The organism is Dactylosporangium sp. NPDC049742, from assembly GCF_040674675.1.
GTDB lineage: Bacteria > Actinomycetota > Actinomycetes > Mycobacteriales > Micromonosporaceae > Dactylosporangium > Dactylosporangium maewongense.
This window is the reverse complement of record NZ_JBFANF010000014.1, coordinates 1-23,517: the sequence shown is the minus strand read 5'-3', so window position 1 is coordinate 23,517 and position 23,517 is coordinate 1. Positions and strand designations below refer to the sequence as shown.

The following is a 23,517-nucleotide window of genomic DNA, read 5'->3' as shown; positions in this document are numbered from 1 at the left end:
ATGAAGGTATGGCCGCGCGGATAAGAGACGCATCAGGGAGCGACCCCGAGACAACCCCGAGGGGTCTGGGTGCCCTTCTCGGGGCACGCGGCATCTCGTACGCCGGCGACACCCTCAGCATGGTCGCATTGATGCTGCACGTCGCCGGCGCGACGGGTCAGGGGCTCGCGGTCGCCGCGCTGCTGCTCGCCGGGGACTTCGTGCCGTCGCTCGTCGCGCCGTTCGCGGGGGCGCTCGCCGACCGGTTCGACCGGCGCCGGTTGATGATCGGCTGCGAGCTCGTCCAGGCGCTGGTGGTCGCCGCCATCGCGCTGTTCCTGCCGTCGCTGTGGCTGCTGCTGGCGCTCGTCGCCGCCCGGGCGGTCGCCGGGCAGGTCTTCCAGTCGGCGTCGCGGGCGGCGGTGCCGTCGCTGGTGCCGGCCGAAGGGCTCGCCGCCGGCAACGCCCGGCTCGGCCTGGTCACCAACGTCGCCGAGCTCGCCGGGCCGCTGCTCGCCGCCGCCCTGCTGCCGTGGCTCGGCACCCGCGGCGTGCTCGCCGCCGACGCGGCGTCGTTCGTGGTCTCGGCGGCCCTGCTGACCCGGCTGCCGCGCATCCGGCCGTCGGTGCTGGACGCCGAGTCGCTGTGGAAGGGCGCCCGGACCGGTCTGGGGTATCTGGCCAGGCACCGGACGGTCCGGGTCGTCGCGCTCGGCTTCTGCGCCGTCGTCCTGTGTACGGGCGTCGACGACGTCGCCCTCGTCGTGCTGGCCAAGGAGGACCTGCGGGCGGGCGACTCCGTGGCGGCGCTGCTGCTCGGCGCGGTCGGCTTCGGTCTCACCGCCGGCTACGCGCTGCTCTCGGGGCGCGCCGGCCGGGCGCGGATGACCGTGCTCTTCGCCGCCGGGCTCGCGGTCAGCGCCGCCGGCAACCTCCTCACGGGCGCGTTCGCGCACGTCGCGGGGGCCGCCGCGGTGGTGTTCGCGATGCAGGCCGCGCGCGGGCTCGGCATCGCCGCGATCGACGTGGGCTGCAACACGCTGTTGCAGCGGCTCGTGCCCGACGCGCTGCTCGGGCGGGTCTTCGCCAACCTGTACGGCGCCGTCGGGGCCGCCGCCGCGCTGTCCTACGTGGCCGGCGGCCTGCTGATCGACGCCGCCGGCGCCCCGGCGACCCTGATCGCCGCCGGGGCCGGCGGAGTGACGTGTGCCTTACTCACCGGGGTCGCCCTGCGGGGTCGGCGCGTCGATTGAGGATATCGACGCGTCCTTTGCTAGCGTCCCCGCTAGCAAACGGCTAGCAGGAGTGTGGGTTGGAACTGACAGACAACGCGGTGGCGATGCCGCCGCAGCGCGCCCGGTCCGAGCGGGTGCAGCTCAACACCCGGGTCAGGGTCGAGATCGAGCAGACCCTGCAGCGCTTCGTCGAGGACCACAACACCACGGTGCAGAGCTCCGTGGACCTCGCGCTGGCCGAGTTCCTCGCGGCGCGGGGTTACCCGCTGCCGGCAACGGATGACAGGAGAAACCGGTGACCGCACCGGACGCCCACCGCACCTCACGACCCGGAATCGTCGAACTCGACGCCGACCTGCAGCGCACGGTCCGGCGCACCTCATACATGCGGCAGCTGTTCTACTTCGTGGTGCTGCTGGTCGCCCTCGCCGGGCAGGTGTCCGGAGCGGTCGAAGCGCTCGGCATCCCGCTGCTGTGGGCCGTCCCGGCCGTCGGCGCGCTCGAGCTGGGCGGCATCGTGGTCCTGGCCAACGCCGACGTGCGGCGCCGGCTCGGCGAGCGGGCGACGGCCTCCCGGGTGCTGTCCGCCGCCATCGCCGGCTTCGCGGTCGCCTTCAACTGGCTGGCGCACGAGAACAAGCTGCTCGCCGGCTTCTTCGCGGGCATGTCCGCGCTGGGCTACCTGGTGTGGCTGATGCACACCGAGAACCAGCGCCGCGACCGGCTGCGGGCCACCGGCGACCTGCCGCCCACGACGCCGGCGTACGAGGTGGTCGGCCACTGGATCCGGCACCCCTGGATGACCCTGCGCGCGAAGAACCTGGCGAAGGCCGACGACCGGCTCGGGCTCTACACGTCCCTGGCCGCGGCCCGCGCGGAGAAGCGCAAGGAGGTGCGCACCAAGGCGATCGCCAAGGTGCTGCACCGCAAGATCCGCGCCGCGGTCGACCCGACGACGGCGGACATCGCGGTCGCCGTCTACGACCTCGACGAGATCGCCGTGCGGCTCGCCGACGGCGCCGACTACGACGGGCTCACCGCGCTCATCGCCGCCGACCTGGCCCCGGCCCGCCTCGCGTCGGACGCCCGGGTGATCTCGGTCGTCGACGAGCCCGCGCGGCGCCCCGTGCTCGCGGAGGCCGTGGTCGAGGAGCCCGCCGAGGAGCAGCTGACCCTGCCCGAGGCGCCCGAGGCCGCCGAGGCGCCTGAAGCGCCCGAGCCCGCTCCCGCGCCTGAGCCGCGGGAGCCCGCCGCCTCGCCGCTGGGTGAGTGGCGCGGCGAGATCGCCGAGATCCTCCCGCCGCCGACGCCCCGGCGCCCGCGCGGCCAGTCCAAGGTGACGACCACCGTCGACATCGCCGAGGAGCCCACGCTGACGCCGACCAGGTCGATCCGGGAGGGGTCCCTGCGCAGCCAGGTGCACGCGGCCCTGCACGAGCACGTCCCGGACAACGACCCCCGCGACACGATGGCCCTGACCTCGTTCGTCGGGGACCTCCTCGAGCTCAACGACGTGGAGCGGCTGACCGCGTCCAACTACGTGCGCACCTGGAAGCGCGAGGTCGACGCCGGCCGCCGGTCCTCGGTCAACGGCCGCCACCTGCAGGACGTCGTTCCCACGAAACGCTGAACATCGGCCCCCCGCCTGTCGATCAGCAGGAGGACAGGCAGGGGGCCGGCATGGCACGGATTCTCGTCGTGGACGACGAGCAGGACGTCCTCGAGCTGATCGTCAAGCGCCTGCGCGCCGACGGGCACGAGGTCCTCGCGGCCGGCACCGGCACCGAGGCGCTCCAGGCGGTCGCCGTGCACGGGCTGCCCGAGGCGGCGATCCTCGACGTCGACCTGCCCGGCATGGACGGCATCGAGCTGCTGCACCTGCTCCGCCGGCAGCGCGCCGACCTGCCCGCCATGTTCCTCACCGTGCTGTGGGACGGCACGGTGGTGGCCCGGGTCCGCGACACCGGCGCGCTGTACCTGCGCAAACCCTTCACCAGCGAGAGCCTGCGCACCGCGCTCGACATGGTGCTGGTGCCCGGATGACGGGCTCACTCGCGCGGACCGCGGCCTGGTCCGCGCTCTGCCTCCTCGCCACGTTCGCCGGGCGGCTCACCATCATGGACGGCACGAGCCTCAGCCTCGTGTGGCCGGCCGCCGGGGTCACCGTCCTGTGGTTCTCCATGCAGCGCAGGGCGCGGCTGCGCTGGGCCGACCCGGTGATGCTCGGGGTCATCACCGTGGTGGCCAACGTGACGACCGGCGCGCCGCTCGTCCTCGCGCTGTGGTTCTTCGTCGCCAACCTCGTCCAGGTCGCCGTGTTCCTGCGGGTGCACGCGCGGCTCAGCCCGCGGCTGTGGGGCGCCGGCGGGGACGAGCCGCTCGCCCGCTCCGCCGACCTCTGGCGGATGCTGGTCGCGACCGGCGCCGGCGCGCTCGCCGGCGCCACGATCGGGCCGACCGCGGTCTGGCTCGTCTCCGGCCACTTCTCCTGGATGGACGCGGCCGTCTGGCTCACCCGCAACACCGTGAGCATCCTGCTCATCCTGGCCGTCGGGCTCCGGGTCGGTCACCACTGGCGCAACGGCATCCGCCTCAGGCGGATCGCGCCGGTACGGCTCGCCGAGTACCTCGCGCTGGTCGTGTGCTCGATCAGCGCGTACGTCGTCGGCTTCGCCCTCAACCACGGCCTGCCGCTGGCGTTTCCGCTGCTCGCCGTCACCGTCTGGGCGGCGCTGCGGCCGCACACCACGTTCGTCGTCCTGCACGACCTGTGCCTGGGCACCCTCGCCGTCCTGTTCACGCTGCACGGCGACGGCCCGTTCGCCACGATCGCGTCGCACCAGACGCGGGCGCTGGTCGCGCAGGCCTTCGTCGGCATGGTCGCGATCGTCGGGCTGTCGATCGCGCTGGGCCGCGACGAGCGCGCCGAGCTGCTGGACCGGCTGACCGAGACCGGCCGGGCCGCGGCGGCGCAGGCCGGCCTGCTGACCACGATCGTCGACTCGATGAGCGACGGCCTCGCCGTGATCCGGGCCGACGGCGGCTGGGCCATGCGCAACCCGGCCGCGGTCGCCCTGCTCGGCGGGGTGACCAGCGGCACCGGCGCCGTCGCCGACCCGGACCACTACGGCCTCTTCCTCCCCGACGGCACCCGGCTGCCGCAGGAGGAGATGGCGCACACCCGCGCCCTCGCCGGCGAGGACGTGCGCAACGTGGAGCTGCTGGTGCGCAACAGCGGCGTCCCCGACGGGCGGATCGTGAGCGTCAGCGCGCGCCGCCTGCACGGCGACGACGGCGTGGTGGTCGTCTTCCACGACGTCACGGCCGAGCGCCGGCAGCGCGACGAGCTGGCGTCCTTCGCCGGGGTCGTCGCGCACGACCTGCTGAACCCGCTGACCACGATCGACGGCTGGGCCGAGAACCTCGACGACACGCTGCGCGGCATGCCCGAGTCGGCCGAGCGGCACGACGCCACCGACAGCCTCAGCCGGATCGTGCGTGCCTCCGGCCGCATGCGGCACCTGATCAACGACCTCCTCGCGTACACCACCACCCGCAACGCCGTCATCGCGCCCGTCGACGTCCCGCTGCGGGACCTCGTCGCGGACGTGACCATGGCCCGCGCGGACCTGGCGGCGGCGGGCGACGCGGCCGCGCCGCAGTTCGTCCTCGGCCGGCTGCACGACGTGCACGCCGACCCGGTGCTGCTGCGCCAGCTCGTCGACAACCTGGTCGGCAACGCGGTGAAGTACACCGCGCCGGGCGTCGTGCCGCGGATCGAGATCGGCTCGGTGCGCGTCGACGCGGAGCTGGTCCGGGTCGAGATCGCCGACAACGGCATCGGCATCCCCGCCGGGCAGCACGAGGCGATCTTCAACAACTTCCACCGGGCGCACCGCTCCGCCGGGTACGCCGGCACGGGCCTCGGCCTGGCGATCTGCAAGCGGATCGTGGAGCGGCACGGGGGCCAGATCGTGGCCGTGGACAACCCCGGCGGCGGCACCAGGTTCGCGTTCACGCTGCCGAAGGCGACGCGGAGTGTCGTACACCACGCCGCTAAAGCGAACGTTCGTTCTTGACGCGTCCCGCAGGGCGGCGCATGCTCGTTGTACGCGAACGAACGTTCTTTTTAGGAGACTTCCGATGGCAACCACCGCCGCACCACCGTCGGCCTGGCCCCGCGTCGGCGCGCTCGTGCTCCTGCTCACCGCGCTGCTCAGCGTCATGATGATCGCGTTCGCCTGGCCCGCGAGCCGGTCCAGCGTGCACGACATCCCGATCGCCGTCGCCGGCCCGACCGCCGCCACCGCGCAGGTCACCCAGCAGCTGGCGGCGAAGCGCCCCGGCACCTTCGACGTGACCGTCGTCGGCGACACCGCCGCCGCGGAGCGGCTGATCCTCGACCGCGAGGTCTACGGCGCCATCGACCTCTCCACCGGCCGGCCGCAGCTGATCATCGCCTCGGCCGCCAGCCCGTCCGTCGCCCAGGCCCTCCAGCAGGTCGCCCAGGCGCTCGGCGCCGCCGAGCCGGCGGTCCCGGTCCGCGACCTGGTCCCGCTGCCCGCCGACGACCCGCGCGGCTCCGGCCTGGCCGCCGGCGCGCTCCCGCTCGTCCTCGGCGGGATCGCGGCCGCGGGCCTGCTCACCGCCGTCGTCGTCGGCGCCGGCCGGCGCCTCGCGGGCGCGCTCGCCTTCTCGGTCACCGGCGGGCTCGCGCTCGTCGGCATCCTGCAGTTCTGGCTCGGCTCGGTCGAGGGCTCCTACTGGCTCAACGCCGGCGCCGTCGCCCTCGGCATCGCCGCCACCGCCCTGACCATCCTCGGCCTGGAGTCCCTGCTCGGCCCGGCCGGCCTGGGCCTCGGCGCGGCGACCATGATGCTGCTGGGAAACCCGCTGTCGGGGCTGACCAGCGCCCCGGAGATGCTGCCGTCGGGCTGGGGCGCCCTGGGCCAGTTCCTCCCGCCGGGGGCGGCCGGCTCCCTGCTGCGCAGCACCGCCTTCTTCGACGGCCACGCCGCCGCCGGGCACGTCTGGGTCCTGCTCGGCTGGGCGGCCTTCGGCCTGGCCCTCGCCGGCCTGGCGGCGCTGCGCACCGCTCGCCGCCCCGTCGCGGCGGAGCCAGCGGCTGATCTCGTGACCGTCTAGCTTCCGTTTCGACACCGGGCAGGGCGCTCCGGCGCCTCGCCCGGCCCGCATCGGGGGCCGGCAACAGTGGCGTCCGGGCTCATGGCGATCGGCCGCCCCGCCGGCCCCGGGGTGGTAGGCGTGATGGTGACATCCGGTCTTTCCGGTTAGCCGTAAGGTCAGCGGGCGGCTGGGCTGGCACCGTTCAAGGTATGACGATCCGCTGCGTCATCGTCGACGACTCGGAACGCTTTCGCGCGGGAGCCAAACGTCTGCTGACCGCGCAGGGGATCGCCGTGGTCGGGGACGCGGCGGACAGCCAGGGGGCGCTGCAGGCCATCGACGCGCAGCGCCCGGATGTCGTGCTGGTGGACGTCGGCCTCGGGGCGGAGAGCGGGTTCGACCTCGCCGCCCGGATCGAGGAGAGCCCCGTCATCATGGTGTCGGCGTTCTCCGCGGAAGAGGTGGCCGACCTGCTCGAGGACAGCCGGGCGATCGGCTTCCTGCCGAAGGAGCACCTGTCGGCCGCGGCGATCAAGTGCCTGCTGACGCGGCTTCAAGGAACGTGAGCACCGCCAGGACCCGGCGGTGGGTCTCGTCGGTCTCCGGCAGGTCGAGCTTGGTCAGGATCGACCTGACGTGCTTCTCGACGGTTCCCTCCGTGACCCACAGCTGCTTCGCCACCCCCGCGTTGGACCGGCCCTCCGCCATCAGCGCGAGCACCTCCCGCTCCCGGGGGCTCAGCACGTCGAGCGGGTCCCGCCGCCGGTGCGCCGCGACGAGCTCCTGCACCACCGCCGGGTCGACCACGGTCCCGCCGTCCTGCACCCGGTGCAGCGTCTCGAGGAACTCCTCGACGTCGGTGATCCGGGTCTTCAGCAGGTACCCGATCCGCTCGCCGCTGGCCAGCAGCTCGATCGCGTGCTCCACCTCGACGAACGCCGACAGCACGAGGATCGCCACGGACGGGAACCGGCTCCTGATCTCCCGTGCCGCGGCCAGCCCCTCGTTGGTGTGTGTCGGGGGCATGCGGATGTCCACTACCGCGAGGTCGGGCCTGACCTCCTCGACCAGCCGCAGCAGGTGCGATCCGTCGTCGGCAACTCCGGCCACGGTGTACCCATGACGGTCGAGCAGGCTGGCGAGGCCCTCTCGGAGCAGCACGTCATCGTCAGCGACCACCACAGATGTCATCAAATCCAACATATCCCCGCGTTAGGGGGTAAGCACACCCCCATGCACGGGGGGTTGACGCTCCGCCTAGGGGTCACCTGCGCGCTGTTCACACTGCTGATCAGCACGGCGTTCGCCGCCATCCTCCTGTCGGTCTACCAGCTGCGCGAATCCGTCCTCGCGGTCACCCGGGCCGAGCGATCGGTCTCCGCCGCGACCACCCTCGAGCGACTCCTGCTGGACGTCGAGGCCGGCCGCCGCGGCTTCGCGCTCACCCGTGACCCCGCGGTGCTCGTGCCGTGGAAGGCCGCCCAGGAGCAGATCCCGGCGCAGCAGCAGGAGCTGGCCGCGACCGTCGCCGGCGACCGGGTGCAGACCGCCCGCGTCGCCGTGCTCAACCTGGACATCACCAACTATCTCGACGACTACGCCGACCCTTCCATCGCCCTGGAGGAGGGTGCCGTACCGAAGAACATCAGCCCCACGTCGGTCCTTCAGGGGCAGCGGCAGATCTCCGCGCTGCGCCAGGAGTTCGACGACTTCGCCGCCGCCCAGCGCCGCACCGTCGAACAGAGCCGCCGCGAGTCGATGCTCGCCGGGAGGCGGGCCCTCGTCGCGGGCATCGGCGGCTTCACCACCGCCATGTTCGGCGTCGCGATCCTGACCCGCTCCCTCGCCGTGATGGTGGTGCGGCCACTGCGCCGGCTCGTCTCGGCGGCCGACGAAGTCGCCAGCGGCGACCTGAGCGTCCGGGTCGCCACCGACGGGGCGGTCGAGATCGGCAGCATGCAGCGCACGTTCAACTCGATGGTCGGCGCCCTGCGACGCAGCCGCTCCACGCTCAGCTCGGTGGCCGCCGAGCAGGCGGCACTGCGCCGGGTGGCGACCGTCGCGGCCAAGGGCCGGCCGGCGGTGGCCGTGTTCGGCGCCGTGACCGAGGAGGCCGGCAAGCTCTTCGGCGCCGACGCCACCGCCCTGGTCCGCTTCGAACCCGACGGCGAGGGCACGGTCGTGGCGACCTGGAGCGCCGACGCCGCGCACCGCATCTCGCCGGGCAAGGTGGCGCTGGATCGCGAGGGCGTGGCCGGGCGGGTGCTGCACTCGGGCAAGCCGGTCCACATCGAGAGGCCCCCGACCGCGGGCTTCCTCGCCCGGGAGTTCGGCGACCTCTCGATCCGCTCCGCGATCGGCGCGCCGGTCCTCGTCGCCGGCCGCACCTGGGGCGTGCTGAAGGCCCTGTCGACCTGCGCCCGGCCGCTGCTGCAGGACGACGCCGCCCGCGCCGCCGAGTTCACCGACCTGGTCGCCAGCTCGATCGCCAGCTCGCAGGCCCGCGCCGACCTGACCGCCTCGCGGGCGAGGGTCGTCGCCGCGACCGACGAGGGCCGCCGCCGGATCGAACGCGACCTGCACGACGGCACCCAGCAGCGGCTGATCGCGCTGCTGCTGCAGCTGCGGGCAACCGAGGCACAGGCCGGCGGCGACCTGCGGGAGCGGCTGTCGCACATCGGCACCGACCTGGCCGAGGCGATCGACGAGCTGCGCGAGCTCGCCCGCGGCATCCACCCGTCGATCCTGTCCGACGGCGGGCTGGTGCCGGCGGTCAAGTCGCTGGGGCGCCGGTCGCCGGTGCCGGTGGAGGTGCGGCTCGACCTGCCCTCCCGGCTCGACACGAAGATCGAGATCGGCGCGTACTACGTGATCGCCGAGGCGCTCACCAACGCGATCCGGCACGCCCACCCCACGCTGATCTCCGTCCGCGGGTCCGTCGCCGACGACCTCGACGGCGGCGCGCTGGAGTTCTCGATCGAGGACGACGGCGCCGGCGGCGCCGACCCGCACCTGGGCACCGGCCTGATCGGCCTCGGTGACCGGGTCGCCGCACTCGGCGGCACGATGCACATCGCCAGCCGACCCGGTCACGGCACCACATTGTCCTGCAGAATTCCCCTGAAGGACGAGTCCGTGAAGGGTGAGTCCAGTTGAGATGCCGGTGGCAGCCAGCCGGTATCTCCGGGTCCGGAAACCCGCAGCCCCGGACGCATGCTGGCGCAGATGCCCCGCCCCCTCACCCGAGCGACGGTGGACAGGACAACAACGACCTCTCCGAGAGGTGAGCCACCATGACGACCTGCCTCGTCGACCCGGTCCTGTGCATGGCCCTGTTCGTCTCCGACACTCCCAACCACGCGGACCTGGACGACGCGACCGTCCGCGACACCGTCGACCGGACCCTCGATCAGCTCGGTCCCGACGAGTGCTACGCCCGCGCCGCCGAGGTCTTCGGCGACCGCCCCGAGGTGGCCCTGGACCGCATCCAGTGGGCCCGCACGCTGTGCACCCGCGCCCTGGCCGCCGCCTGATCCGCCCGATGTTCCTCAGTTCCCCGCAGGAACGGTGGCGGTGATCGCGGTGGCGCTCGCGGTGTCGCCCGTGACCGTGCCGACCACGGTCACGGTGTCGCCGACCTGCACGTCGCCGATCGTGCCTCCACCGCTGACCGTCGTCGCCGACGTCACCGCGAACGTGGTCGCGTGCCCGTCGGCGCTCTTCGCGGTGATCGACGTGGCGCTCACCGCCGTGACCGTTCCGGTCTGCATCCGCCGCGTGATGTAGCCGCCGTTGCTGTCGGCGGCGACGAAGTCGCCGTACATGACACCGGCGAGCCCACCGGCACCCCGCCCCATCCCGCCGCCCATCGCGCCGCGCCCACCCTGACCGCCGTCCGGTGCGCCGCCCTGCGCCCCTTGGGCCCCCTGACCGTCCTGCGCCCCTTGCGCCCCCTGCGCTCCCTGCCCGCTCTGCGCGCCGGCCTGCTGGCTCGCCGGCGCCGCGCTGTCCCCGGACGCCCTGATCACCGCGAACCCGCCGCCGCCGATGACGAGCGCCGCGACCGCCCCGACGATCGCCGTCTTGAGCCGCGACGACCTGACCGCCGGGCGCTGTGCGGGCGGCCCCTCGATGACCGCGGCCGGAGCCTGGCCCTGGTGGGCCGGCGCCGTCATGTCCGGCACAGGCGTGTTGTTGACGGGGGTGGCCCAGACGGGGGTGGGCTGCTCGGTGCTGGTCATCATGTCGCTCCCGGTCTCGGTCGGCCCGCTCCCGGAGGGCCGCTGGAAGCAACTCTCGGGCCCGTCCCTGTGGACCCGGTCCGGCGAGGTTGGCAGCCGGCTGTGAAACCCGGCCACCCCCCGAACGGCGGAATGGCCACCCGTGGCGGCGGGTGGCCATTCCGAGCTCTGACGGGAAGCGGCTAGAAGTTGCCCGCCGAGTTGCACTTGTAGCCCTGGTCGAGGCAGTCCCGGACCCGCCGGGCCAGCTCCTCCGGCTCCCACGCGTTGAAGAAGTCCGCGTGCATCGAGTAGCCGTTGCCCGACGAGAGCGTGATCCCGGTGGTGTTGGTGTTCAGCGGGTACGCGATGACGAACGACACCGACGGGATCGGCACCGGGTGCGACTTCGGGCAGGCGCCGGTGTAGTCGCCGTTGGCCATGTGGTCCTTGTGGTTCGGGCTGTCCAGGTGCACGCCGTCCCAGCAGTCGGGGAACGTGATCTGGCGGACCAGCTCGGCCGTCGGGGCGCAGACCGGGTACTCGCCGTCCGGCGTGCGGCCGGTGGCGCCGCCGATGCCCGCGCACCAGAAGTGGTTGCCCTGCTTGTCGGGCGTGTCCGTCTGGGTCTTCGCGTCGCCGGCGATCATCCGCAGGCCGGTCGGGAAGGGCTGCGTCTTGCTCGGGTCCTTGAGCCGCGAGCCGTAGTAGACGGTGACCGCGCCCTTCGGGTCGACGACCTTGCCGTTCTGGTACAGCGTCGGGATCCAGTACGCCGAGTGGTCACCGGTCGGGTTGCAGGTCGTGTTGCCCGCCAGCAGGCTCTCGGTGGTCGAGGCCGCGTCGGTGGTCTTGTTGCCGAAGAACGTGTGGTTGTGCGCGGCGCCGGTCAGACCGGGGAAGACGATCGGGTCGTCGTTGTTGTGGTGGCTCACCGTGCACTGCGCGTTGAACTCGGGGACCTTCACCGGGTTGTTCGTGACCGGCTTCGGCTTGCGGGCGAAGAACGCGGCGGTGTCCGCGGCCTGCTTCGCCGGGTCGACGGTCGGCCAGCCGGTCTGCGGCGCGGGCGGCGCGCTGGTCGGCGGCTTGGTCGGCGGCGTGGTGGTGGTGCCGCCGGTCGGCGAGCCGGGGATCGTCGCCGTCGGCGTCCGCTCGAACCGCAGCCAGTTGATGTTGATGAAGTCGCTCTGCTGGTCGCTCTTGAGCACGACGAAGACGGTCTGCTTGCCGGTCAGTGCGGTCGGGCTGACGGCGGTCTTCGTGGTCCACGTCTGCCAGCCGCCGGTGTAGTTCACCGGGTAGCTGGCGAGCAGCTCACCGGTCTGCGTGCCGGCGCGCAGCTCGACGGTGCCGCCGGCCCGGCTGGCCGCGGCGACCCGGACGCCGGCGGTCAGCGAGCCCGTGCCGCCGAGGTCCACGCCGTCGTAGCGCATCCAGTCCCCGTTGGCGAGCCAGCCGACGTTCTTGCCGCCGCCGGTGTCGCCGGTGTTCTCGGTCCTGGCGCCGGACTGGGCGCTCCACGCCTCGGCCTGCAGCAGCCCGGCGGTGTCGGCCTGCTCGGCGCCGGCGGTGGTGGTGACGATGACGGTCGTGGCGACCGCGCCGACGACCGGCACGGCGAGAAGTGCGAGCAAGGTGCGTCGTCTGGTCTGCCGCTGGGTCGGCATGAGCCCTCCGGAACGGGTCTGGTCGATGCGAGCACCGCGACCGTAGACACCAGGAGAGCGCTCTCTCAAGCGTTCGGGGGAGATCTAAGTCGAACGTAAAGGTGGCCTAAAGCTCGGTCACGACCCGCAATGCGTGCGTCACCGTGTCGGCCATCGCCTGCCGCGCGGCCTTCAGATACTTGCGCGGGTCGACCACGGCCGCGTCCTCCAGCGCCGACCGCACCGCGCCGGTGAACGCGACGTTCAGCGCCGTGCCGATATTGATCTTCACGAGGCCGCCGCGGACCGCCGCGCGCAGCTCGTCGTCGGGCACGCCCGAGGAGCCGTGCAGCACCAGGGGGACGGGCACCGCCGCCGTCAGGGCGGCGATGAGCGCGTGGTCCAGCGCCGCCGTCCGGGTCGTCATCGCGTGGCTCGACCCGACCGCGACGGCGAGCGCGTCGACGCCGGTCGCCGCCACGTACGCCGCCGCCTCCGCCGGGTCGGTCCGCACGCCGGGCGCGTGCGCGCCGTCCTTGCCGCCGACCTCGCCGAGCTCGCTCTCCACCCAGATCCCGGCCGCCCGCCCGCGCCCGGCCGCCGCCTTCGTCGCGGCCACGTTCGCCTCGAACGGCAGCTTCGACGCGTCGTACATCGCGGATCCGAACCCGTGCGCCGCGGCCTGGTCGAACAGCTCGTCGCTCTCGACGTGGTCGAGGTGCAGCCCCACCGGCACCGACGACAGCTCGGCGACCCGGCGGGCCGCGGCCGCGATCGGCGCCAGGCGCCCCCCGTGGAACTTCACCGCGTTCTCGCTGATCTGCAGCACGACGGGGCGGCCCGCCGCCTCCGCCCCCGCGACGATCGCCTCGGCGTGCTCGACGGTGATGACGTTGAACGCGCCGACGCCCACGTTCGCGCTGCGTGCCGCTTCGACGATCTCACCCGTGGGGCTGAACATGGACCCGTTCCCTCGTTGCTCGATAGTGGTTGATGTCGATCTCTCCGGCGACCGGTGCGGCGACGGCGGCGCCGGCCAGGGCGACCGCGTCGGCGAGCAGCTCCGGCCACGGCGTGCCGTCCCGCAGCCCCCGGGCGAGGGCGGCCGCGCACGCGTCGCCGGCGCCGGTCGGGTTGCCGGTCACCACCTCGGGTGGGGTCGCCCGCCACGACCCTTCGGGCGTCCTCGCGATCAGCCCGCGCGGGCCGTGCGTCTCGACGACCGCCCGGAGCGGTGTCCGGATGTCGTGCAGCTCGGCCGCGTTGGGCTTCACGACGTCCGGGCCGGCGGCGGCGCCGATCCGGAGCGCGTCGCCGCTGGAGTCGAGGACGCTGCGGCAGGTGTACCGGCGGGCGAGCCCGACCAGCGTCGCGTAGGCGTCCGCCGGCAGCCCCCGCGGCAGCGACCCGGACAGCACCACCACCTCGGCGTCCTTGACGAGGGCCGCGTAGTGCTCCTGGAACGCGCTCCACTCGTCCGGCGTGACGGCCGGCCCGGGCTCCCACAGTCCCGTCGCGTCGGCCCGGTCGACGACGGTCACGGTCCGCCGGGTCTCCCCGCCGATGGCCGTGAAGCTGTGCGGCACCGCGGTCCTGGCGGCGACGGCCGCGCCCGTCGCCCCGCCGAGCAGCCCGGTCGCGAGGACCGGCTCGCCGAGCGCGTGCAGCACCGCGGCGACGTTGAGCCCCTTGCCGCCGGCCCGCTCCCGCACCGCCGTGACGCGGTGCGTGGCGTGCGGCACCAGCGCGTCCACCGTGTACGTGACGTCGAGCGCGGGGTTCAGCGTCACCGTGAGGATCATGGCTGGGTCAGGATCACGGACCGGGTCAGCAGCCGCGGCCGGTCCGGGTCGAGGCCCTTGTGCTCCGCGAGCGCGACGGCGAAGCGCTGCGCCAGCACGAGCTGGGCCAGTGGGTCGAGGCCGTTGCGCACCGGGGTGGCGCCGGCGCCGCGGATCGTGTCGTCGAGGCTGTCCGGCACCGCGCCGAACGCCCACACCAGGCTCTCCGGCCCGGCGACCGCGACCGGACCGTGCCGGTAGTCCATCGCCGGGTAGGACTCCGACCAGGCCTGCGCGGCCTCGCGGATCTTGAGCGCCGCCTCGTGGGCGAGCCCGACGGTCCAGCCGGTGCCGAGGAACACCAGGTGCCCGACGTCACGCACGCTCGCCGGCAGCTCCGCCGCCAGCGCCGCTTCGCCATCCTTGACCAGGTGCGACAGGTCCTCGCCGTACGCGTGGCGGGCGACCGCCAGCAGCGTCGTCGGGAACCTGGTCTGCACGACGCTGCGCTCGTCGGCGAAGTCCAGCAGGATCCGCTCGTCGACCAGGTCGTCGACCGGCTCCCCGTCGACCGCCGTCACCGCCACCCGGTGCGGGCTCCCCGGGATGCGCCGCAGTGCGTCCAGCACCTCCGTCGAGGTGCCCGACCTGGTGAGGGCGATGACCCGGTCGTACCGGCGGCGCGGCACGAACTCGGAGGCGCACACGGCGTCGGTCTCGCCGAAGCCGGCGGCCTCGCGCAGCTCGGCCAGGCTCTGCGCCATGAACCACGAGGTGCCGCACCCCAGCACCAGGGTGCGCTCGCCCCGTCCGGTGAGCGCGCTGCCATCCACGGTCGCCGCTCGCGCCCAGGTCTCGGGCTGGCTGGCGATCTCCCTCGCGGTGTCCGTCATGCCAACCAGGGTTGCGCGTTTCCTGTTCGCCTCACAAGGTATCTTGCACAAGTGGACATTCTGAACTGCGCGTTTTGTTCGGTGATCGGGTGAGCCGCCGCCGCGCCGACCGCGTCTCGGCGATCCTGTCCCGCGTCTCGGGCAGCGGCTCCATCGACGCCGGCGCGCTCGCCTCGGAGTTCGGCGTCTCCACCGCCACGATCCGCCGCGACCTGCAGACGCTCGAGGACCAGCAGCTCCTCGCCCGTACCCACGGCGGCGCCGTCGCCGCGTCCCCGTCCCTCGCCGAGCTCCCGGTCCGCTACCGCACCGGCCAGCACCGCGAGGCCAAGGCCCGCATCGCGCAGCGCGCGTTCGAGCTGCTCCCGCACGGCCCGCTCACCCTGGGCCTCACCGGCGGCACCACCACCCACCTGCTCGCCCGGCTCCTGGCGACCCGCGTCGACCTGACCGTCGTCACCAACGCCGTCAACATCGCCGCCGAGCTGGCGCTGCGCCCCAGGCTGAAGCTGATCATGACCGGCGGTGTCACCCGCACCCAGTCCTACGAGCTCGTCGGCCCCATCGCCGACCGCACCCTGAACGGACTCCACCTGCAGGTGGCCGTCATCGGCGTCGACGGCATCACCGCCACCGGCGGCCTCACCACCCACGACGACATCGAGGCCAACACCAACGCCACCATGCTCCGCCGGGCCACCCAGGTCATCGTCGTCGCCGACGGCTCAAAGATCGGCCGCGACTGCCTGGCCACCATCGCCCCGCTGGCGGAGGTCTCCACCCTGGTCACCGACTCCACCGCCGACCCGGCCGAGCTCGCCGCCGTCCGCGCCACCGGCGTCGCCGTCATCTGCGTCTGACCCCCGGCGGGGCGCCGGGTCGGGGGACGGGCGCTGGGCGGGGATCCGGGTGGCGGCGGTGGGCAGGAGGCGGGACCAGACGGCGAGGTAGGCCTCGGCCTGGTGGTCCCAGGACAGGAAGGTCTCGAAGCGCTGGCGGCCGGCGGCGCTCATGGCCGCGCGGCGGGGCGGGTCGTCGAGCAGCGCGTCGAGGGCTGCGGCGAAGGCGGCCGGGGTGGCGGCGGGGACGTAGAGCGCCGCGCCGGCGGCGGTGCGGCGGGTCTCGGTGAGGTCGGCGGCGACGACCGGGACGCCGCGGGCCAGGTACTCGACGGTCTTGGCCATCGTGGACCGGTCGTTCATGCGGGTCGGGAGGTCGGGCTGGATGGCGACGGTCGCGGTGTGCAGGAGGGCGTCGACCTCGACGGCGTCGAGCCAGCCGGGGAGCTCGACGACGTCGGACAGGCCGCGGTCCGCGGTGAGCTTCATGAGGGCGGGCCGGGACTCGCCGTCGCCGGCGATGACCATGCGCCAGCCGGTGCGGCCGCGGCGGCGGGTGAGCTCCTCGGCGGCGAGCACGGCGCCTTCGACGTTGTCCTGGGGGCCCAGCACGCCGAGGTAGGCGATCCGGTGCCCGGCCGGGGGAGCGGGGGACGCCACGCCGACCTCGCGCGCCGAGGGCCCGTTGCGCACGACGGTCACCTTGTCCGCGGGGACGCCGCGGCGCAGCGCGTTGGCGCGGAACGACTCGTTGGTGGCGAAGACCGCGGTCGCGGTGCGCAGGGTGAGCCACTCGAAGAGGACGAGGACGCGGAAGGCGAGCCCCCCGCCGTCCGAGCCGCTGCGGGTGGCCAGGATCTCGGGGCACAGGTCGTGGTGGTCGAAGACCCAGGGGCGGCGCAGCAGCCGGAACACCAGGGCGAGGGGCCAGTACACGTCGGGCGGGTTGCAGACCTGCACAGCATGGGCGCGGCCGCGGAGGACCTCGCCGGCGAGGCGGACGGCGACGCAGAGGAAGGACCACACGAACTCGAGGGCGAAGGTGACGACGCCGGAGCCGGTGACCAGCAGCGGGTACGGGCGCAGGCGCACGTCGCGGCTGCCCGGCAGGGTCCCCCGCGCGGCGCCCCGCGGGGCGATGATCGTCACCCCGTAGCCGCGCGACTCCAGCGACAGGCTCTCGCGGATGACGCGGCGGTCCCGCTCGGCGGGCAGGTTGGCCACGACGATCGCGATGTGCCGGACCCGTGGCCGGCGGGGACGCCGAGGCACCCGGCTACCGGCTTGCCGAGCGGTCGAACACGACGATCGCCGTGCGGGCGAGGATGCGCAGGTCCAGCCAGAGCGACCGGTGGTCGGCGTAGTGCACGTCGAGCCGCAGCGCGCTGCGGAAGTCGAGCGTGCTGCGGCCGCTGACCTGCCACAGCCCGGTCATGCCGGGCCGCACGCTGAAGCGCCGCTCGATGTCGGCGGGGAAGAGCTCCGCCTCCCACGGGACGTAGGGGCGCGGGCCGACCAGCGACATCTCGCCGCGCACGACGTTCCACAGCTGCGGGAGCTCGTCGACGCTGTACTGGCGCAGCAGCCGCCCGACCGGGGTGACGCGGGGGTCGCGGGCGAACTTGTAGATGCCGGGCTCGCCGCCGGTGGGCGGCACCTCGGCGACGAGCTGCTCGCGCATGAGGCGGCGGTGCTCGGTGTCGTCGTTGCCGTCGTACATGGTGCGGAACTTGAACATCGTGAAGACCCGGCGGCGCAGGCCGACCCGGTCCTGCCGGAACAGGGCGGGCCCGGGGCTGGTCAGGGCGACCGCGGCGTAGGCCGCCAGCAGCAGCGGCGAGAAGAGCACGATGAGCGCGAGCGCCGCCACCGCCTCCGCGAGCTGCCGCGCCGACCGCCTGGCGAGCACTTCCCCCTCGGGAAACGCGGCGAACTCAACCGTCAAGCTCGGTCACCCCCGTGACTGTGCAAGGCGTACGGATACATCGCGGTCAGTGAAAGTACGAGTGCACGCTGTCGTAGTCGGCGACCGGTCCGCAAGCCCGTGTCGCATTGCTTACACGAAAACTGACGCAACCTTTTGGTTGCGTTAGGTCGGAGATTGTGCAACCGTTGGGTTGCTACAGAGACCTGAGTCAGGGGGAAGAGATGATCGACCACAAGGTCGGGACGCGCGAGGAGTGGCTGGCGGCGCGGCTGGAGCTGCTCGAGGCCGAGAAGGAGCTCACCCGGCGCGGCGACGCCGTGGCCCGGCAGCGGCAGGAGCTGCCGTGGGTGCGGATCGACAAGGAGTACCGCTTCGACACCGAGGACGGGCCGGCGACCCTCGCCGACCTGTTCCGCGGCAGGTCACAGCTGCTGATCTACCACTTCATGTTCGGGCCGGACTACACCGCGGGCTGCCCGTCGTGCTCCTCGATCGCGGACGGCTTCAACGGATCCGTCGTCCACCTCGCGAACCACGACGTGACGCTGCACGCCGTGTCGCAGGCGCCGCTGGCGAAGCTGCTGGCCTACCGGGAGCGGATGGGCTGGACGTTCCCGTGGGCGTCGTCGGCCGGCAGCGACTTCAACTACGACTTCCGCGTGACGCACTCCGCCGAGGAGTGGCGGTCCGGCAGCGTGGAGTACAACTACCGGCAGATGGACGTCCGGCCGCCGGAGTCCGGGGAGATGCGCCCCGACGTGCTCGAGCTCGCCGGCGGGGTCGGCGTCGACTGGTCCACCTACCGGCAGCAGGGCCCGGGCCTGAGCGCGTTCGTGCGCGACGAGGACGGCGCCGTCCACCACACGTACTCCACCTACGAGCGCGGCGTGGACGCGATCTGGGGCATGTACCAGTGGCTCGACCGGGCGCCGCTGGGACGTAACGAGACCGGCATCTGGTGGCGGCGCAAGGACGAGTACTGACCGCCGGTCAGGACCGCGCCTCGTAGGCCGCCCGGCTCGCCTCGATGTGCGGGACGTGCTCCATGGCCCAGCCGGCGAGGGCGAGCGCGGGCGCGATGAGGCTCTTGCCGGTCGAGGTCAGCGTGTACTCGACGCGGGGCGGGACCTCGGCGTGCACCGTCCTGGCGACCAGGCCGTCGCGCTCCAGGTGGCGCAGCGTCAGGGTCAGCATCCGCTGCGAGATGCCCGGGATCTGCTGGTGCAGGTCGGTGAAGCGGAGCGTCCCCTGGTCGAGGGTGGCCACGATCAGCAGGGTCCACTTGTTGCAGATCTGGTCGAGGATCGCGCGGATCGTCCGGCCGCCGTCGCCCCGGATCATGCAGGTGTGCTCGTACTCGGACATGACCATCCCTCGTGCGTCACGCACACGCGTGTGCCTTTTGTAAGCCCCTCAATAGTGACGCACCATGTGGTCACTTACGACTGGTAACCATCCTGGTGAGGGGCGCACATGGAGATCGCGTACTGGATCGTCGGCGGGCTGCTCGCGGTGTTCTACCTGTACGCCGGCGGCAAGAAAGCCGTGCAGAGCCAGGAGCGGCTGCTGCCGATGATGGGCTGGGTCGACCGGGTCCCGATGCCGCTCGTCCGGACGATCGGCGTGCTGGAGGTCCTCGGCGCGGCGGGCCTGATCCTGCCGCGGCTGACCGGCATCGCGCCGTGGCTGGCCGTCGCGGCGGCGGCGGGTCTGGTGCTGATCCAGGTCGGCGGCATCGCGGTGCACCTGTCGCGCGGCGAGGCCCGGCTGATCGGGCTCAACATCGGCCTGCTCGTGGCCGCGGCGGCGGCCGTCTGGCTCGCCTTCTGACATCCCCACCCTCCGCGGGCGATGACGTGGCCCGTGCGCGGGTGAATCGTGGGGTGGAACGAAGGTGAGAAGGAGGGGACATGGCGACGTTCTCAGCGAGACACGGCGGTGCGGTGCAGAAGTCGTCGCAGGCGGCGGCGGTGCCGTTCCGGCAGACCTTGGTGCTCGGCGTGGCCACCGCGCTGTTCGGGCTCGTGGTGCTCGTCTGGCCGGGCGAGACCCTGCGGGTCCTCGGCGCGCTGGTCGGCATCTGGCTGCTCGTCGCGGGCGTCATGCGGCTCGCGGCGGCCCTCACCGACCATCAGGCGGCGGGGCGGCGACTGATGACCGGCGTGGTGGGCGCGGCGATGGTGGTGGTGGGCATCGCGTGCCTGCGCGACGTCATCGCCGGCGTGACGGCCCTCGCGCTGATCGTCGGGCTGGCCTGGCTGCTGACCGGGCTGTCCGAGATCGGCATCGGGCTGATGACGCACGGCAGGACGCGGGTGTGGCTCACGACCATGGGCGTGGCCTCGCTGGTCGTCGGACTCGTGTTCGTCATGTGGCCGGGCGCCACGCTCACCGCGATGGTGTTGCTGGCCGGGATCAGCGCGCTGGTGATCGGGTGCGCGGAGATCGCGTGCGCCTTCATCATGCGCCGCGATGCCGCCGCGGTCCGGCCGGTGGCCCACCCGTAACACGGTAGGTGCCGAGCAAGGCGGCCGCTCTCCTGTGGGGGAGCGGCCGCCGCGCTATTTCGACTCCGACTTGCGGGTGTGCGACCGGCTCGGCGTCTTCGCGGGTGTCCGCGCGTCGCCGGCCGGCTCGTCCTCCTCCTCGCCCTGCAGGACCTTCATGATCCTGGGGGCGAGCGCCTCCGCCAGAGCGGGTGCGAGCGCGTCGGCGAGCACCCCGGCGAGGGCCTCGGCCATGAGCAGCCGCTCCAGCGTCGATCCGCCCCGTGCCATGCCGCCCCGTGCCATGCCGGCCCGGACGCTCTCCAGCAGGCCTCCGGGCATCGGGCCGCGGCCCCGGCCCCGGCCGGGGGTCTTCGTGATGTGCCCCTGGTCGGCGCTGTCGAGGATCTCCAGGATCAGTTCGTCGATGAGTGCTTCGACCTGCTGTGGCTGTTCGGGATCGTGTGGTGTCGACGATTCAGCCGCCACGATGGTGCCTCCCTTGATGTCGGCGAACGTCCCCGCCCCCGGCCGCGCGGTGCGGCCGGGGGCGGGACCGGGATGGGGTCGGGTCAGCTGCGCGCCATCAGCGCGGCCAGCAGGAGCGGATGCTCGATGATGTTCTTGCCCCGCCGCTTCCGCGAGGCGAGCGCGGCGAGCAGCAGCGGGTGTTCGATGATGCTGCCTTCGCTCTCCTCGCCGCGGCGTCGGGCGAGCATCGCGAGCAGCAGCGGGTGTTCGATCATGCTGCTCTCGCCCTCCTCGCCGCGGCGTCGGGCGAGCATCGCGAGCAGCAGCGGGTGTTCGATCATGCTCTCACTGTCGTCCTCGCGGCGTCGCCGGGCGAGTGCGGCGAGGAGCAGCGGGTTTTCGATCATGCTGCCTTCGCCCTCCTCGCCGCGGCGCCGGGCGAGCGCCGCGAGGAGGAGCGGGTGCTCGAAGATGCCCTCGCCGCGCTCCTCGCGGCGGGACATGAGCGCGGCCAGCAGCAGCGGGTGCAGCGGGCCTTCCTCTTCGCGCTCGCTGGTCTCGGTGCGGCCGCGCTCGGCAGTGGAACTGGTCATGGGTACTCCCTGATCAGCGATCCGTCGTCACGGGCCATGGCGTCGGCCCGTGCGCTTACGAGTTCCAGATTCCTGTGGTGCACGGGTATGCACCCCACCCGGGCGGCATGACAGTCTGTCCGGCCAGGCCGGTCCGGGACTGGCCGCGTTGTGGTGCAATCGTCGGCGTGACCGTTGCGATCCTGGCCCGAGGGCAGAACACGGCGTTGCCGGTGGCGGCGTCGTACACCGTGGAAGTGAGCCACTCGGCGGGACCCGAGGTCGACCTGGTCGCGTTTCTCCTGGACGAGTCCGGCCGGGCCCCCGGCGACGAGGCGATGGTCTTCTACAACCAGCCCGGCGGGGCGGGGGCGCGGTGGCTGCCGCCGCAGACCGTCGCCGGCGTCACCCGGCACCAACTCCAGGTCACCCCGGGCGGCTGGTCGGGCTCCACGGTCCGGGTCAGGATCGGCCTGACCGTCGCCGGCGGCACCTTCGCCGCGGTGCCGGGGCTGCGCGCCTCGGTGCACGGTCCGGACGGCGAGCTGTACGGCCTCGACCTCGGCACCCCCGACGTCCAGGACGCCCTCATCGTCGGCGACGTCTACCGCCACCGCGACGCGATCAAGGTCCGCTGCGTCGGCGACGGCTTCACCGACGGCCTGCGCGGCCTGGTCACCGACGCCGGCCTGACGGTCGACGAGGAGCCCGCGCCCCCGGCCACTGCGCCCCCGGCCACTGCGGCGCCGGCCTTCGCGCCCCCGGCTTTCGCGCCCCCACCGCCCTCGGCCGCTCCGGCCGCCGCGCCGGTTGGTTTCGCGCCGCCTCCACCGTCGGCGGGCCCGTCGCCTGCGGCGCCGGCCGTCGGCCTCACGAAGGCCAAGCAGATCAGCCTCGCCAAGCCCGCGCCCGGCGCGTCGAACGTCGACCTGCGCAAGTACGCCGTCGCCGTCTCCCTCGTCAAGAGCGGCCTCGACGGGCGCACGTTCCGGGTAGTGCTGGCGATCGACTGCAGCGGCTCCACGAAGAAGCTCTTCCGCACCGGTGTCATGCAGCGCTCCCTGGAGCGGATGGTCGTGATCGCCGACCTCCTCGACGACAACGGTGAGATGGAGGTGTGGTTCTTCGGCGACTTCCCGGTCCGCTCCGCCCCGGTCCGCGTCGCCGACGCCCACGACTACCTCGACCGCCTGGCCGCCGACAAGAAGCGCGCCGAGGGCGGCAACTTCGAGCCCCGCGTCATGAAGGAGATCCTGGACTGGACCGCCGCCGAGCCGTCACCCCACCCGACGCTCGTGCTGTTCTGGTCCGACGGCGGCGTCCACGCGGAGAAGCAGATCACGGAGCTGCTGGTCCGTTCGAGCGACCGCCCCGTGTACTGGATGTTCCTCGGCCTCGGCGTGGCCGACTACGGCGTCCTCGCCCGCCTCGACAACGTCCGCGGTGGCCTGGTCGACAACGCGGGCTTCATCCCGATCGACGACATCGACCAGTTCTCCGACGACGAGCTGTACGGCCAGATCTTCGGCTTCGTCAGCCGCTGGCACACCGCCGCCGCCGCGGCCCGCATCCTGCCCGCATAGGGCGAACCGTAAGCACCCGGTAAGCGCGCGGAGGCTGCCGCGCGGAACGGGCGGCCGGTTCACTGAAGCGCATGAGATGGAAGCTGGTCGTCGCCGCCGTCCTCGTCGCCGTGCTGGGGTTCGGCCTGTACTGGTTCGCGCCGTGGCGCCTGTTCACCGACACCACCGTCCACGAGGCCCTGACGGCGCCGACCGGGCCGACAGTGCCGACAGTGCCGACCGCGACGGGTCAGGTGCAGGGCAGCGCCGAAGCGACGCGGAGCGGCACCGCCGCGGCGCCGGTCGTCGTGGCGAGCGGCGCGTTCGTCACGCACGAGCACGACACGTCGGGGACGGCGCGGCTGGTCCGGGCGGCCGACGGCACCCACCGGCTGGAGATCGCCGGGCTGAGCACCTCCGACGGGCCGGACCTGCGGGTCTGGCTCACCGACCAGCAGGTCGTCGCGGGCAAGGCGGGCTGGCGGGTCTTCGACGACGGCAAATACGTCGAACTCGGCAGGCTGAAGGGCAACAAGGGCGACCAGGCCTACGCGATCCCCGCCGGCACCGACCTCGCGAGCCTGCGCTCCGTGACGATCTGGTGCAAGCGCTTCTCCGTGTCGTTCGGGGCGGCGCAGCTCGCCTAGTGCAACGTTCGTTAAAGGTGGTACACGAACTTGTGGCGGAGTGTGCGGTTCGGTGGTGCGGGCCGTCCCCAGATCCAGGGGTTGGCGTGGGTGTTGAGCTGGGCGGTGGCCACCCGCACCGCGTAAGCG

25 protein-coding genes and 1 pseudogene are annotated in these 23,517 nt (G+C 73.1%); 15 read left to right on the top strand and 11 right to left on the bottom strand.

Translation table 11 applies throughout. The features are described 5' to 3' along the window. The first annotated feature begins 8 nt into the window (after positions 1-8). The 7 genes from AB0J72_RS19370 (at position 9) to AB0J72_RS19340 (ending at position 6,907) form a co-directional block, all read left to right on the top strand. Entirely contained in the window at positions 9-1,232 is a 1,224-nt protein-coding gene (locus AB0J72_RS19370) for an MFS transporter (protein ID WP_363400509.1), read from the top strand. A gap of 59 nt (positions 1,233-1,291) precedes the next feature. Continuing rightward, complete coding sequence (locus tag AB0J72_RS19365; protein WP_360559930.1) at positions 1,292-1,513, top strand: hypothetical protein; 222 nt, start codon at positions 1,292-1,294, stop codon at positions 1,511-1,513. Further along, a complete protein-coding gene (locus tag AB0J72_RS19360; RefSeq protein ID WP_363400507.1) occupies positions 1,510-2,844 on the top strand; it encodes a hypothetical protein in 1,335 nt (444 codons plus the stop codon). The genes AB0J72_RS19365 and AB0J72_RS19360 overlap by 4 nt, the downstream gene beginning before the upstream one ends. A 50-nt stretch (positions 2,845-2,894) precedes the next feature. After that, complete coding sequence (locus AB0J72_RS19355; protein WP_363400505.1) at positions 2,895-3,257, top strand: response regulator; 363 nt, start codon at positions 2,895-2,897, stop codon at positions 3,255-3,257. Continuing rightward, positions 3,254-5,293, top strand: coding sequence for an ATP-binding protein (locus tag AB0J72_RS19350; protein WP_363400503.1), 2,040 nt, complete (start codon positions 3,254-3,256; stop codon positions 5,291-5,293). Before AB0J72_RS19355 ends, AB0J72_RS19350 begins: the two co-directional genes overlap by 4 nt. Before the next feature lie 64 nt (positions 5,294-5,357). Then, the gene (locus tag AB0J72_RS19345) at positions 5,358-6,359 is read left to right on the top strand and encodes a hypothetical protein (RefSeq protein ID WP_363400501.1); all 1,002 of its coding nucleotides are present in this window, start codon (positions 5,358-5,360) and stop codon (positions 6,357-6,359) included. A 191-nt stretch (positions 6,360-6,550) separates the two neighbouring features. Beyond that, positions 6,551-6,907 (top strand): response regulator transcription factor, encoded by a 357-nt coding sequence (locus tag AB0J72_RS19340; RefSeq protein ID WP_363400499.1) that lies wholly within the window; start codon positions 6,551-6,553, stop codon positions 6,905-6,907. On the opposite strand, the gene AB0J72_RS19335 is transcribed toward AB0J72_RS19340, so the two are convergent. Beyond that, the gene (locus AB0J72_RS19335) at positions 6,873-7,532 is read right to left on the bottom strand and encodes a response regulator transcription factor (RefSeq protein WP_344501371.1); all 660 of its coding nucleotides are present in this window, start codon (positions 7,530-7,532) and stop codon (positions 6,873-6,875) included. The two genes, AB0J72_RS19340 and AB0J72_RS19335, sit on opposite strands and share 35 nt — an antisense overlap. A 42-nt stretch (positions 7,533-7,574) precedes the next feature. Here AB0J72_RS19335 and AB0J72_RS19330 point away from each other — a divergent pair, with 42 nt between their 5' ends. Further along, on the top strand, positions 7,575-9,497 hold the full coding sequence (locus AB0J72_RS19330; RefSeq protein WP_363400496.1) for a CHASE3 domain-containing protein: 1,923 nt from the start codon (positions 7,575-7,577) through the stop codon (positions 9,495-9,497). Between the two features lie 137 nt (positions 9,498-9,634). Beyond that, complete coding sequence (locus AB0J72_RS19325) at positions 9,635-9,874, top strand: hypothetical protein (RefSeq protein WP_363400494.1); 240 nt, start codon at positions 9,635-9,637, stop codon at positions 9,872-9,874. A 15-nt stretch (positions 9,875-9,889) separates the two neighbouring features. On the opposite strand, the gene AB0J72_RS19320 is transcribed toward AB0J72_RS19325, so the two are convergent. The 5 genes from AB0J72_RS19320 to AB0J72_RS19300 all read right to left on the bottom strand — a co-directional run bounded on the left by AB0J72_RS19320 (position 9,890) and on the right by AB0J72_RS19300 (position 14,884). Then, entirely contained in the window at positions 9,890-10,585 is a 696-nt protein-coding gene (locus AB0J72_RS19320) for a hypothetical protein (protein ID WP_363400492.1), read from the bottom strand. A gap of 179 nt (positions 10,586-10,764) precedes the next feature. After that, on the bottom strand, positions 10,765-12,198 hold the full coding sequence (locus AB0J72_RS19315; protein WP_363400490.1) for a DUF1996 domain-containing protein: 1,434 nt from the start codon (positions 12,196-12,198) through the stop codon (positions 10,765-10,767). Positions 12,199-12,337: 139 nt separating this feature from the next. Next, positions 12,338-13,171, bottom strand: a complete 834-nt coding sequence (locus AB0J72_RS19310) for a class II fructose-bisphosphate aldolase (RefSeq protein WP_363400488.1) — start codon at positions 13,169-13,171, stop codon at positions 12,338-12,340. Further along, complete coding sequence (locus AB0J72_RS19305) at positions 13,152-14,000, bottom strand: PfkB family carbohydrate kinase (protein WP_363400486.1); 849 nt, start codon at positions 13,998-14,000, stop codon at positions 13,152-13,154. The genes AB0J72_RS19310 and AB0J72_RS19305 overlap by 20 nt, the downstream gene beginning before the upstream one ends. 8 nt (positions 14,001-14,008) lie before the next feature. Beyond that, complete coding sequence (locus AB0J72_RS19300; protein ID WP_363400484.1) at positions 14,009-14,884, bottom strand: sugar isomerase; 876 nt, start codon at positions 14,882-14,884, stop codon at positions 14,009-14,011. A gap of 89 nt (positions 14,885-14,973) precedes the next feature. On the opposite strand from AB0J72_RS19300, the gene AB0J72_RS19295 reads away from it, so the two are divergent. Then, on the top strand, positions 14,974-15,744 hold the full coding sequence (locus AB0J72_RS19295; RefSeq protein WP_363400482.1) for a DeoR/GlpR family DNA-binding transcription regulator: 771 nt from the start codon (positions 14,974-14,976) through the stop codon (positions 15,742-15,744). 96 nt (positions 15,745-15,840) lie between these two features. Here AB0J72_RS19295 and AB0J72_RS19290 read toward each other — a convergent pair. Next, positions 15,841-16,947, bottom strand: a pseudogene (locus AB0J72_RS19290) (glycosyltransferase family 4 protein); the annotation flags it as partial. Positions 16,948-16,999: 52 nt separating this feature from the next. Beyond that, positions 17,000-17,668, bottom strand: a complete 669-nt coding sequence (locus AB0J72_RS19285) for a sugar transferase (RefSeq protein WP_363400480.1) — start codon at positions 17,666-17,668, stop codon at positions 17,000-17,002. Positions 17,669-17,871: 203 nt separating this feature from the next. Here AB0J72_RS19285 and AB0J72_RS19280 point away from each other — a divergent pair, with 203 nt between their 5' ends. Continuing rightward, positions 17,872-18,633, top strand: coding sequence for a thioredoxin family protein (locus AB0J72_RS19280; protein WP_363400478.1), 762 nt, complete (start codon positions 17,872-17,874; stop codon positions 18,631-18,633). A 7-nt stretch (positions 18,634-18,640) separates the two neighbouring features. Here the strand turns inward: AB0J72_RS19280 and AB0J72_RS19275 are convergent, their stop codons facing one another. Further along, positions 18,641-19,015, bottom strand: coding sequence for a helix-turn-helix domain-containing protein (locus AB0J72_RS19275; RefSeq protein WP_363400476.1), 375 nt, complete (start codon positions 19,013-19,015; stop codon positions 18,641-18,643). Positions 19,016-19,123: 108 nt separating this feature from the next. On the opposite strand from AB0J72_RS19275, the gene AB0J72_RS19270 reads away from it, so the two are divergent. Further along, positions 19,124-19,480 carry a DoxX family protein gene (locus tag AB0J72_RS19270; protein ID WP_363400474.1) on the top strand — a complete coding sequence of 119 codons (357 nt, stop codon included), beginning with the start codon at positions 19,124-19,126 and terminating at the stop codon, positions 19,478-19,480. A gap of 80 nt (positions 19,481-19,560) precedes the next feature. After that, positions 19,561-20,157 (top strand): DUF308 domain-containing protein, encoded by a 597-nt coding sequence (locus AB0J72_RS19265; protein WP_363400472.1) that lies wholly within the window; start codon positions 19,561-19,563, stop codon positions 20,155-20,157. 54 nt (positions 20,158-20,211) lie between these two features. Here the strand turns inward: AB0J72_RS19265 and AB0J72_RS19260 are convergent, their stop codons facing one another. Together AB0J72_RS19260 and AB0J72_RS19255 are read right to left on the bottom strand one after the other, a co-directional pair. After that, positions 20,212-20,625, bottom strand: a complete 414-nt coding sequence (locus tag AB0J72_RS19260; RefSeq protein ID WP_363400470.1) for a hypothetical protein — start codon at positions 20,623-20,625, stop codon at positions 20,212-20,214. 83 nt (positions 20,626-20,708) lie between these two features. Continuing rightward, positions 20,709-21,200, bottom strand: a complete 492-nt coding sequence (locus AB0J72_RS19255; RefSeq protein WP_363400468.1) for a hypothetical protein — start codon at positions 21,198-21,200, stop codon at positions 20,709-20,711. Positions 21,201-21,367: 167 nt separating this feature from the next. Here AB0J72_RS19255 and AB0J72_RS19250 point away from each other — a divergent pair, with 167 nt between their 5' ends. Continuing rightward, positions 21,368-22,762, top strand: coding sequence for a VWA domain-containing protein (locus AB0J72_RS19250; RefSeq protein WP_363400466.1), 1,395 nt, complete (start codon positions 21,368-21,370; stop codon positions 22,760-22,762). A 71-nt stretch (positions 22,763-22,833) separates the two neighbouring features. After that, positions 22,834-23,388 (top strand): DM13 domain-containing protein, encoded by a 555-nt coding sequence (locus tag AB0J72_RS19245; RefSeq protein ID WP_363400464.1) that lies wholly within the window; start codon positions 22,834-22,836, stop codon positions 23,386-23,388. The last annotated feature ends 129 nt before the right edge of the window (positions 23,389-23,517 follow it).

Bases quoted from the DNA above. Each gene is read 5' to 3' on its own strand.
- AB0J72_RS19370 (WP_363400509.1), top strand. From the start codon at position 9: ATGGCCGCGCGGATAAGAGACGCATCAGGGAGCGACCCCGAGACAACC.
- AB0J72_RS19355 (WP_363400505.1), top strand. From the start codon at position 2,895: ATGGCACGGATTCTCGTCGTGGACGACGAGCAGGACGTCCTCGAGCTG.
- AB0J72_RS19350 (WP_363400503.1), top strand. From the start codon at position 3,254: ATGACGGGCTCACTCGCGCGGACCGCGGCCTGGTCCGCGCTCTGCCTC.
- AB0J72_RS19345 (WP_363400501.1), top strand. From the start codon at position 5,358: ATGGCAACCACCGCCGCACCACCGTCGGCCTGGCCCCGCGTCGGCGCG.
- AB0J72_RS19340 (WP_363400499.1), top strand. From the start codon at position 6,551: ATGACGATCCGCTGCGTCATCGTCGACGACTCGGAACGCTTTCGCGCG.
- AB0J72_RS19335 (WP_344501371.1), bottom strand. From the start codon at position 7,532: ATGACATCTGTGGTGGTCGCTGACGATGACGTGCTGCTCCGAGAGGGC.
- AB0J72_RS19330 (WP_363400496.1), top strand. From the start codon at position 7,575: ATGCACGGGGGGTTGACGCTCCGCCTAGGGGTCACCTGCGCGCTGTTC.
- AB0J72_RS19325 (WP_363400494.1), top strand. From the start codon at position 9,635: ATGACGACCTGCCTCGTCGACCCGGTCCTGTGCATGGCCCTGTTCGTC.
- AB0J72_RS19320 (WP_363400492.1), bottom strand. From the start codon at position 10,585: ATGATGACCAGCACCGAGCAGCCCACCCCCGTCTGGGCCACCCCCGTC.
- AB0J72_RS19310 (WP_363400488.1), bottom strand. From the start codon at position 13,171: ATGTTCAGCCCCACGGGTGAGATCGTCGAAGCGGCACGCAGCGCGAAC.
- AB0J72_RS19300 (WP_363400484.1), bottom strand. From the start codon at position 14,884: ATGACGGACACCGCGAGGGAGATCGCCAGCCAGCCCGAGACCTGGGCG.
- AB0J72_RS19280 (WP_363400478.1), top strand. From the start codon at position 17,872: ATGATCGACCACAAGGTCGGGACGCGCGAGGAGTGGCTGGCGGCGCGG.
- AB0J72_RS19275 (WP_363400476.1), bottom strand. From the start codon at position 19,015: ATGTCCGAGTACGAGCACACCTGCATGATCCGGGGCGACGGCGGCCGG.
- AB0J72_RS19270 (WP_363400474.1), top strand. From the start codon at position 19,124: ATGGAGATCGCGTACTGGATCGTCGGCGGGCTGCTCGCGGTGTTCTAC.
- AB0J72_RS19265 (WP_363400472.1), top strand. From the start codon at position 19,561: ATGGCGACGTTCTCAGCGAGACACGGCGGTGCGGTGCAGAAGTCGTCG.
- AB0J72_RS19255 (WP_363400468.1), bottom strand. From the start codon at position 21,200: ATGACCAGTTCCACTGCCGAGCGCGGCCGCACCGAGACCAGCGAGCGC.
- AB0J72_RS19245 (WP_363400464.1), top strand. From the start codon at position 22,834: ATGAGATGGAAGCTGGTCGTCGCCGCCGTCCTCGTCGCCGTGCTGGGG.